Origin of the sequence: Pseudomonas sp. HMSC066A08 (genome assembly GCF_001813025.1) — a bacterium.
In the GTDB taxonomy this organism is placed as follows: Bacteria; Pseudomonadota; Gammaproteobacteria; order Pseudomonadales; family Pseudomonadaceae; genus Pseudomonas; species Pseudomonas aeruginosa.
Map to the genome: position 1 here is coordinate 55271 of NZ_KV811269.1, position 8752 is coordinate 64022.

Here is an 8752-nt window from a genome sequence, read left to right on the forward strand (position 1 = left end):
GACGACCACGCGCGTCGCGCCTCCCTGACAGCCGGCGCCACTCCGCCGGAGCGGATTGCGCGTGAAGTCGGCGATCGACCTTGCGCGGCTGGTAATGCCTGGCGCGCGGCTGCGCGCTCCCACGGCGGCATGGAAACTTCATCGTTACTGTCCCCGGTTCGTTCTGGTTGTTGTTTTCGATCTGCCGGATCAGGCACGGCATGCTCGACCATTAGCGACCGGCGGGCCACGCGGGTCTATCCGCTTAATTGACAGCTTCGATCCGTTCGACGGCGGCACGCACTGACAGAACGCTTGCCTGAAGCGAAGCCGGAGGACCGCTGCAGCGACGCGCTTCGCCAGTACCGGAGAGCCTGGCGACGGGGGCGGGGAAAACCTGCGTGGCGCGAACGATGGCACCGCTCAGTCGGCGCCCTCGCCGAGCAAGGCGCTCAGGGCCGCGCGCAGCTTGCCGGGCTTCAGCGGCTTGTTGAGCAGCGGCACGCCCAGGCGGGCGAGCGCGCGGCGGCAATCGTCGCTGCGGTCGGCGGTGATCATCACCGCGGCGATCTCCGCGCCGTAGTCGTCGCGCAAGGCGCCCAGCAACTGGCAACCGGTAGCGCCGTGGTCCAGGTGGTAGTCGACCAGGATCGCATCCGGCGCGCGGCCATCGAGCGCCTTGCGCGCGCCTTCCAGGTCGGTGGCGGTAAGCACCTCGCAGCCCCACTGGCCAAGCAGCGCGGACATGCTGAAGAGAATCTCGGTCTCGTTGTCCACCACCAGCAGCCGCCTTCCCGGCAGCGGATCACCAGCCGAAACCCGCGCAATCGCCTCGCCGGATGCTGGCCGCGCCGGCTTGCGGACCAGCGGCACCTCGATGGCGAACAGCGAGCCTCGGCCTGGAGTCGAATGCACCTCGATGCGGTAGCCGAGGATGCCGGCGATACGGTCGACGATGGCCAGCCCGAGCCCGACGCCACGGCGCTCGGAAGCGCGCCCGGCGTCCAGTTGGTTGAACTCGAGGAAGATCGCCTGCAACTGGTCGGCGGGGATGCCCCGGCCAGTGTCCCACACCTCCAGGCGTACCTTGCCGCCACGCCGGCGCGCACCCAGCAGCACGCTGCCGCGCTCGGTGTAGCGGCAGGCGTTGCTGAGCAAGTTGCGCAGGATCCGCGACAGCAGGCGCGCGTCGGTGCGCACTGCCAGTCGCGGGATCCGCGCACGCAGGGCCAGGCCGGCGGCACGCGCGACTTCCTCGAACTCCGAGGCCAGCGGAGCGAGCAGTTCGTCGAGGGAATAGTCGTCCAGGTCCGGACGGATCGCGCTTTGGTCGAGCCGGGCGATTTCCAGCAGGTCGGTGAGCAAGGTCTCGGCGCCTTCCAGGGCCAGGTGGGTGCGCTCCACCAGTTGCAGTTCGGCGGCCGGCAGGCCCCGCTCGCGCAGGGTATCGACCAGCAGCCGCGCCGCGTTGAGCGGTTGCAGCAGGTCGTGGCTGGCGGCGGCGAGGTACTTGTCCTTGCTGTGGTTGGCGGCTTCGGCGGCGTCGCGCGCCTGGCGCAACTGGCGGTTGAGCTCTTCCAGCTCGTGGGTGCGCTCGGCTACCCGCCGCTCCAGCTCCTCGTTCATGGTCTGCAGGCGCTGCTGGGCCTGGACCCGCTCGGTGATGTCGGCGACGAAACCTTCGACCAATTCTTCCTCGTCGTGCCTGAGCAGCAGGTTCATCAATACCTCGATGTGACTGCCGTCCCTGCGCCAGAGGCGCGTCTCGTAGCCGAACAGGCCGCCGCGCTCGCGCAGCAGCGCGCGGATCCGTCGCATTTCGGCCTCGCCGCCGACGAACAGTTGCCCGGCCATGTCCTCCAGCGACCAGAGCACCTGTTGCGGATCGTCGTAGCCGAGCATCTGCGCCAGCGCCGGATTGGCGGCGCGCAGCCCCTGGCCGAGGCTGGCCTGGAAGATGCCGTGCACCGCGTGCTCGAACAGCCATTTGTAGCGGTTGCGCTCGGCCTCCAGCTCCTCCAGGCGCGCCAGCAGCTCCGGGTAGTGGCTCTTGCGCGCGGAGTGGCTGCCCAGGCCGAGTAACCCGGCCAGGGCCTCCTGCTGCTGCTCAGAGGGCCTCGCCATAGACCACCTCGACATCGCGCTGGCTCGACTCGCGCGGGTTGGTAAGGATGCACGGGTCCTGCATCGCGTGGCGCGAGAGGAAAGGAATGTCGGAGCTGCCGACCCCGTGCAGGGCGAGGCTCTCGTGGAAACCCACGGCGTGCTTGAAGGCGATCAGGTGGTCCACCAGGCGCTGGCGGACCTGCCCCTGGGTCAGGCCGCGGCAATCGATGCCGAAGGTCTCGGCGATCACCTTGAAGCGTTCCGGCGCGGCGCTGTAGTTGAACGCCACCACGTGTTCGACCAGCGCCGCGTTGCACAGGCCGTGGGGCAGGTCGAGATAGCCGCCGAGGCTGTGCGACATGGCATGCACCGCGCCGAGGATGGCGTTGGAAAAGGCCAGCCCGGCCTGCATGCTCCCGAGCATGATCTTCTCGCGCAGGGCGATGTCGCCGGGATTGGCGATCATCTGTACCAGGTTGCCATCGATCAGGCGCATCGCTTCCAGCGCGTGGGGATCGGTCAGCGGCCCGTGGCCGGTGGAGACGAACGCCTCGATGGCGTGTACCAGCGCATCGATGCCGGTACAGGCGGAAAGGAAGGGATCCATGGTCAACGTGGTTTCCGGGTCGATCAGCGAGACGTCGGGCACAACCGCCTTGCTCACCACGGAGAACTTCATGCGCTCGTCCTGGTTGGAAATGATCACGAACTGCGAGACGTCCGCCGAAGTCCCGGCGGTGGTCGGGATCAGGATCAGCGGCGGACTCGGCACCCGCAGCCGGTCGACGCCTTCGAACTCGAGGATGCTGCGGCCATGGGCGGCGACGATGCCGATGCCCTTGGCGCAATCCATCGGGCTGCCGCCGCCCACCGCGACGATCACGTTGCAGCCCTCGCTGCGATAGAACTCGGCGCCGAGCATCACCTCGTCGACCCGGGGGTTGGGCGAAACGTCGGTATACAGGCAATAGTCGATGCCCTGCCCCTCCAGGCTTGCCTGGATGTCGGCGACCCAGCCGGCGGCGAGCACGCCGGGGTCGGAGACCAGCAGGACCTTGCGCGCACCGAAGGTCTTCACGTAGTTGGCGACGCTGTGCCGGCAGCCGGCGCCGAAGATGATCTCGGGCGAGACGAATTTACGCAGTTGGCTGAGGTCGTGGCTCATCTGACAGACCATTCTTATTGTTATCGGACATTGCCGGCAGCCTACTGTATTCGTCGGTTATTGCAATGCGACCTTGGCGGGTCCTTTCAATCCTCCAGCAAGCCCAGGTAGAAGCGCCATTCCGCCAGCAGCGCATGGGCACGATTGGCCGGCTGGCGGAAACCGTGGCGCTCCTGCGGATAGCGATGACACTCCGCGCGCACGCCGCTGCGCCGCAGGCCGGCGACCATCGCCTCGGTCTGCTCCGGCACCACCACCGCGTCGAGCCCGCCCTGGAAGAACACCACCGGCGCGCGGATACGCCCGGCCTGAAGCACCGGGCTGCGCGCCAGGTAGCGACGGCGCTGGCGCAGCGGGTCGCCAATCAGCCAGTCGAGGTAGTCGCCCTCGAACTTGTGGGTGCAACGCGCCAGTGCCAACGGATCGCTGACCCCATAGAGACTGGCGCCGCCGCGCAGGCCATCGAGGCAAGCCAGGGCGCGCAGCGCGCTGTAGCCTCCGGCGCTGGCGCCACGGACGAAGACCCGGGCGCGGTCGATCCGTCCCTCCGCGTCCAGCTGCGCCAGCGCGGCCTCGATATCGCGCAACTCCAGGCGCCCCCACTGGCCGCGCAAGCGCTGCCGATAGGCGCGGCCGTAGCCGCTGCTGCCACGGTAGTTCAACGCCGCCACGGCGAAACCGCGCTGGGTCCAGAACTGCAGGCCGGAATCGAACGCCGGCGAATGCATCGAGGTCGGTCCGCCATGCAGCCACACCAGCAGCGGCGGTGGACGTCGGGGATCGACGCGGCGGCGGGCATTGCGCGGCGGATAGAAGAAACCGTGGCCGTTTTCGCCGTTGCCCAGCCCATAGACGAAGGCCTGCGGATGCGACAGGTCGTCCACCGCCAGCGGTCGCTCGCCGCCACGCAGCACCTCGACACGCAGGTCGTCGCGGTGGATCGCCAGCAGCGCCGGCAGGCGTCCGGCCGCCGCCGCGATGCAGTAGAACGCCCGGGCATCCGCGGCCAGTCCGGCGAACCGGTTCCAGTCCGCGGCCAGGCGCCGCTCGCTGCCGTCCGCTTCGCGCAGGAACAGTTGCCCGCCGCCGGCCTCGACGCGACTGAGCAGCAGCCTTCCCTTTCCCAGCGGCAGGTAGCTGCAAGCGCCCAGTTGCCAGGGCGCGCCAGCGTGGTCGGCATCGGCGAAGCGGCCGGCCAACGCTACCTCGGCGCAGGGGCGCCACCAGCCGTCGCGGTCGCTCAGCCAGTGCAGGCGGCCGGCGGGATCGAAGCGTGGTTGCTGGATCGACTCGCCGCCTCCGGCTCCGGCCAGGCAGCGCGTACGCCCATTCTCCGCCAGGCCCAGGCGGGTCTCGGTCCAGGGCTGGTGCGGACGGTCCCATTCGATCCAGGCCAGCCGCCGTCCCTGGCCGGCGGCACGCGGCGCGGCGTAGAAATCGGCACCCTCGATCAGCACCCGGCGCGCGCCATCGGCGTCCAGGCGCACGATGCGATGCACGACCCCGGTCGGCTCATGGCTCTCTTCCACCGCCAGCAGGGCATCCCAGGCATCCACGTAGGCCAGGTCGCCGTAGCGACACTGCGCCCCGCCGCCCAGCACTTGGGCTGCACGGCCCGCTCGCCAGCGGCGTACCTGCTGGTCGGTTTCGTCGACCCAGGCCAGCCCGTCGAGCGTCACGCAGCAGGCGCCGCCACCGTACTCGTAGACCCGGCTGCGCACCGAGCCGTCCGGCGCGGTGGGCTCCTCCAGCACGCCGTCACGCCACAGGTACAGGCGCGAGCGCGCGCTGGCCGGATCGAATTCCACCCAGGCCAGCCCGCCATGGGCCGCCTTCAACTCGCTGAAATCGCGCCCGGCGGCCACCGCGCGCTCGGCGCTCCAGTCGCTCGGCCAGTCGCCGTAGTCGACCATTGCCTCAGGCCTTGCAGATCAGGCGTGACGCGCGCTGGTTGCGCCAGGTCAGCGCGTCCAGGCCAAGCGGCGCCTCCTCGGCCTGGCGACGGGCAGCGAGGATCAGATCGTGCCGTGCCGACTTGGCGCAGACCGGGTCGGTGGCGTCGGCATCGCCGGTGAGGAGGAACGCCTGGCAGCGGCAGCCGCCGTGGTCCCTCTCCTTCTCCTCGCAGGAGCGGCACGGCTCGGGCATCCAGGCGTCGCCGCGGTAACGGTTGAAGCCGAACGATTCGTACCAGATGTGGCGCAGGCTGTGCTCGCGCACGTTGGGAAACTGCACCGGTAATTGCCGCGCGCTGTGACACGGCAGCGCGGTGCCGTCGGGGGTGATGTCGAGGAATACGCTGGCCCAGCCGCCCATGCAGGCCTTCGGCCGCTCCTCGTAGTAGTCGGGGGTGACGAAGATCAGCTTGCACGGATTGCCTTCGGCGGCCAGCCGTTGGCGGTATTCGGCGGTGATCCGCTCGGCGCGCTCCAGTTGGGCGCGGGTCGGCAGCAGCCCGGCACGGTTCAGCGCGGCCCAGCCGTAGAACTGGCAAGTGGCGAGTTCGACGTAATCGGCTTCCAGCTCGATGCACAGCTGGATGATCCGCTCGATGTTGTCGATGTTGTGCCGGTGGGTGACGAAGTTGAGCACCATCGGGTAGCCATGGGCTTTCACCGCGCGGGCCATCGCCAGTTTCTGGGCGAAGGCCTTGCGTGAGCCGGCGAGCAGGTTGTTCACCTCTTCGTCGGCGGCCTGGAAGCTGATCTGCACGTGGTCCAGCCCGGCCTCGGCGAAGCGCGCCAGGCGTGCCTCGTCGAGACCGATGCCGGAGGTGATCAGGTTGGTGTAGAAGCCCAGGCCGCGCCCTGCCTCGATCAGTTCGGCGAGGTCCTGGCGCAGCAGCGGCTCGCCGCCGGAGAAACCGAGCTGTGCGGCGCCCAGCTCGCGAGCCTGGCGGAACACCTCGATCCATTCCGCGGTACTCAGCTCGGCGCCCTCGCGGGCGAATTCCAGCGGGTTCGAGCAGTACGGGCACTGCAACGGACAGCGATAGGTCAGCTCGGCCAGCAGCCAGAGCGGCGGCCCCACGCTTTCACTGCAGCTCGATCCAGAATTGCGCATGGGCCACCTCGAGGAACGCCAGGATGTCTTCGTCTATGCCGGGGACTTCGGGGAAACGCTCGCGCAGCGCCGCGACGATGGCCGCCACGTCGCGGCGGCCATCGACCAGCTTGAGGATTTCCCCGGCGCTGTCGTTGAGCTTGACCATGCCTTCGGGGTAGAGCAGCACATGGCAGTCCTGGGCCGGTTCGAACTGGAAGCGGAAGCCCCGGCGCAGCATCGGCACGCTGTCGAGCGACGGTAGGCTCATGATGCCAGCCCCCGATGCCAGACCCGCTCGTGGGTCACCGTGTGGTACGGCGGGCGTTCGAGTTCGTAGGCCATGCTCATCGCGTCGAGCATGCTCCACAACACGTCCAGCTTGAATTGCAGGATATCCAGCATGCGTTCCTGTGCCTCGCGGGTCCGATAGTGCTCCAGGGTGATCCGCAGGCCGTGCTCGACGTCGCGCCGGGCCTGGGCCAGGCGGCTGCGGAAATACTCGTAGCCGGCCGCCTCGATCCACGGATAGTGGCGCGGCCAGCTGTCCAGCCGCGACTGGTGGATCTGCGGGGCGAAGAGTTCGGTCAGCGAACTGCTCGCCGCCTCCTGCCAACTGGCGCGACGGGCGAAGTTGACGTAGGCGTCGACGGCGAAGCGCACGCCGGGCAGCACCCGCTCCTCGGACAGCACCTGTTCGCGCTCCAGGCCCACCGCTTCCGCCAGACGCAGCCAGGCCTCGATGCCGCCCGCCTCGCCGGGGGCGCCGTCGTGGTCGAGGATACGCTGGATCCACTCGCGGCGGACCTCGCGGTCGGGACAGTTGGCCAGGATCGCCGCATCCTTCAGCGGGATGTTGACCTGGTAGTAGAAACGGTTCGCCACCCAGCCCTGGATCTGTTCGCGACTGGCACGGCCTTCGTACATCGCGACATGGAACGGATGGTGGATATGGTAGTAGCGTCCCTTGTCGCGCAGCGCCCGTTCGAATTCGGCGCGATCCATGGCGGCACGGCTCATGTTGGCCCCCTAAAGCTGGATGTGCATGCCATCCCAGGCCACTTCGATGCCGCTGGCATCCAGTTCGGCGCGTTCGGCCGAAGCGGTGTCGAGGATGGGATTGGTATTGTTGATATGGATGAGTACCTTGCGCGCGGCCGGCACCTTCGCCAGCACCTCGAGCATGCCGCCCGGCCCGCTCAGCGCCAGGTGGCCCATCTGCCGGCCGAGCTTGTCGCCGACCTCGCAGACCGGCATCTCGTCATCGCGCCAGAGCGTACCGTCCACCAGCAGGCAGTCGGCGCGGCGCATCCATTCGAGCAGCGCCTCGTCCACCTCGCCGAGGCCCGGCGCATAGAACAGCGTACCGGCGCTATCGAGGTCCTCGACGAACAGGCCGATGTTGTCGCCCGGATGCGGGTCGCCGCGATGCGGTGAATACGGCGGCGCGCTGCTGCGCAGGGGGATCGCGGTGAAGCGCAGGCGCGGACAGGCCGGAATGGCGAAAGGCTCGCCATCGAGGGCGATCGGCCGGTGGCGCAGGCCGCCGTTCCAGTGGGAAAGCATGGGGAACAGCGGGAAGCCTTCGCTGAGGTCCTGGTGGACCATCTGCGTGCACCAGACTTCGTGCGGGCAGCCTTCGCGCAGGCTGAGCAGGCCGGTGGTGTGGTCGATCTGGCTGTCGAGCAGGACGATCGCGCCGATCGCCGTATCGCGCGGCCGACGCGCCGGCTGCAGGGCCGGGAAGGCGGCGATCTGGGCGCGGATGTCGGGCGAGGCGTTGCAGAGGATCCAGCGCTCGCCGTCGTCGGACAGGGCGATGGAGGATTGCGTGCGTGGCTGGGCCGCTACGCTGCCGTCGCGGACCCCGCGACAGTTGCGGCAGTTGCAGTTCCACTGGGGGAAGCCGCCGCCGGCGGCCGAACCGAGAATACGGATGTGCATGGGTCTGCCCCGCGGGCTGGAGGGAGGCCCCGGAAGACCGGGGCCGAACGGATCAGCGGTTGGCGAAGTAGAGGGTCACTTCGAAACCGAGACGCAGGTCGGTGAAGCTGGGCTTGGTCCACATGGGGTCGATCCTCTCTGGTGGGGCCGGGCGATTCCGGCAGGTCGAGTTAAACATCAGCGGGGCTCGCTCCGAATGAGACTTTCGAAGGAGTTTTCCCCCTGATTTGGTAGGGACTGCCTGTCCCGCCCAAGGTTCGCCGGGAGAACGCCGTTGCGCCCCCCTGGTTCGCCCTGGTGCAGGGCAGAAGCCTAGTCCATGCAGGGGCGGCGGCGAGGCGAAAAAAAGACGCGGCCAGGGCCGCGTCGCGCCAGAACCCGCCATGGGGAAAGCCGCGTCGGGACGCGGGACGAGCGCACCCGCAGGTGCCTTGGCGGAAAGGCCGCGGGTCGGAGCGATCCGCGGCGGCTGAGGACCGCTCAGAAGAAGCCCAGCGGGTTGATGTCGTAGCTCAC

General features: G+C 68.7%; 9 protein-coding genes. 1 reads left to right on the top strand and 8 read right to left on the bottom strand.

The window, feature by feature from the left end; genetic code table 11:
• Nucleotides 1–61 precede the first annotated feature (61 nt).
• On the top strand, nt 62–286 hold the full coding sequence (locus HMPREF2886_RS34180) for a hypothetical protein (protein ID WP_124133307.1): 225 nt from the start codon (nt 62–64) through the stop codon (nt 284–286).
• A gap of 116 nt (nt 287–402) precedes the next feature.
• Here HMPREF2886_RS34180 and HMPREF2886_RS04830 read toward each other — a convergent pair whose 3' ends face one another.
• The 8 genes from HMPREF2886_RS04830 to pqqA all read right to left on the bottom strand — a co-directional run bounded on the left by HMPREF2886_RS04830 (nt 403) and on the right by pqqA (nt 8360).
• Nucleotides 403–2103, bottom strand: coding sequence for a hybrid sensor histidine kinase/response regulator (locus tag HMPREF2886_RS04830; RefSeq protein ID WP_033972421.1), 1701 nt, complete (start codon nt 2101–2103; stop codon nt 403–405).
• A complete protein-coding gene (gene ercA / locus HMPREF2886_RS04835; RefSeq protein WP_003088548.1) occupies nt 2087–3250 on the bottom strand; it encodes an alcohol dehydrogenase-like regulatory protein ErcA in 1164 nt (387 codons plus the stop codon). The genes HMPREF2886_RS04830 and ercA overlap by 17 nt, the downstream gene beginning before the upstream one ends.
• An 86-nt stretch (nt 3251–3336) precedes the next feature.
• Nucleotides 3337–5163, bottom strand: coding sequence for an alpha/beta hydrolase family protein (locus tag HMPREF2886_RS04840; protein WP_070746898.1), 1827 nt, complete (start codon nt 5161–5163; stop codon nt 3337–3339).
• Nucleotides 5164–5167: 4 nt separating this feature from the next.
• Nucleotides 5168–6313, bottom strand: a complete 1146-nt coding sequence (gene pqqE / locus HMPREF2886_RS04845) for a pyrroloquinoline quinone biosynthesis protein PqqE (RefSeq protein WP_003119136.1) — start codon at nt 6311–6313, stop codon at nt 5168–5170.
• Complete coding sequence (gene pqqD / locus HMPREF2886_RS04850) at nt 6285–6563, bottom strand: pyrroloquinoline quinone biosynthesis peptide chaperone PqqD (RefSeq protein WP_003088542.1); 279 nt, start codon at nt 6561–6563, stop codon at nt 6285–6287. Before pqqD ends, pqqE begins: the two co-directional genes overlap by 29 nt.
• On the bottom strand, nt 6560–7312 hold the full coding sequence (gene pqqC / locus HMPREF2886_RS04855; protein ID WP_058178932.1) for a pyrroloquinoline-quinone synthase PqqC: 753 nt from the start codon (nt 7310–7312) through the stop codon (nt 6560–6562). The genes pqqD and pqqC overlap by 4 nt, the downstream gene beginning before the upstream one ends.
• 9 nt (nt 7313–7321) lie before the next feature.
• Nucleotides 7322–8236, bottom strand: a complete 915-nt coding sequence (gene pqqB, locus HMPREF2886_RS04860; protein ID WP_033972418.1) for a pyrroloquinoline quinone biosynthesis protein PqqB — start codon at nt 8234–8236, stop codon at nt 7322–7324.
• 52 nt (nt 8237–8288) lie between these two features.
• Entirely contained in the window at nt 8289–8360 is a 72-nt protein-coding gene (gene pqqA, locus HMPREF2886_RS04865) for a pyrroloquinoline quinone precursor peptide PqqA (protein WP_003106462.1), read from the bottom strand.
• Nucleotides 8361–8752 lie beyond the last annotated feature (392 nt).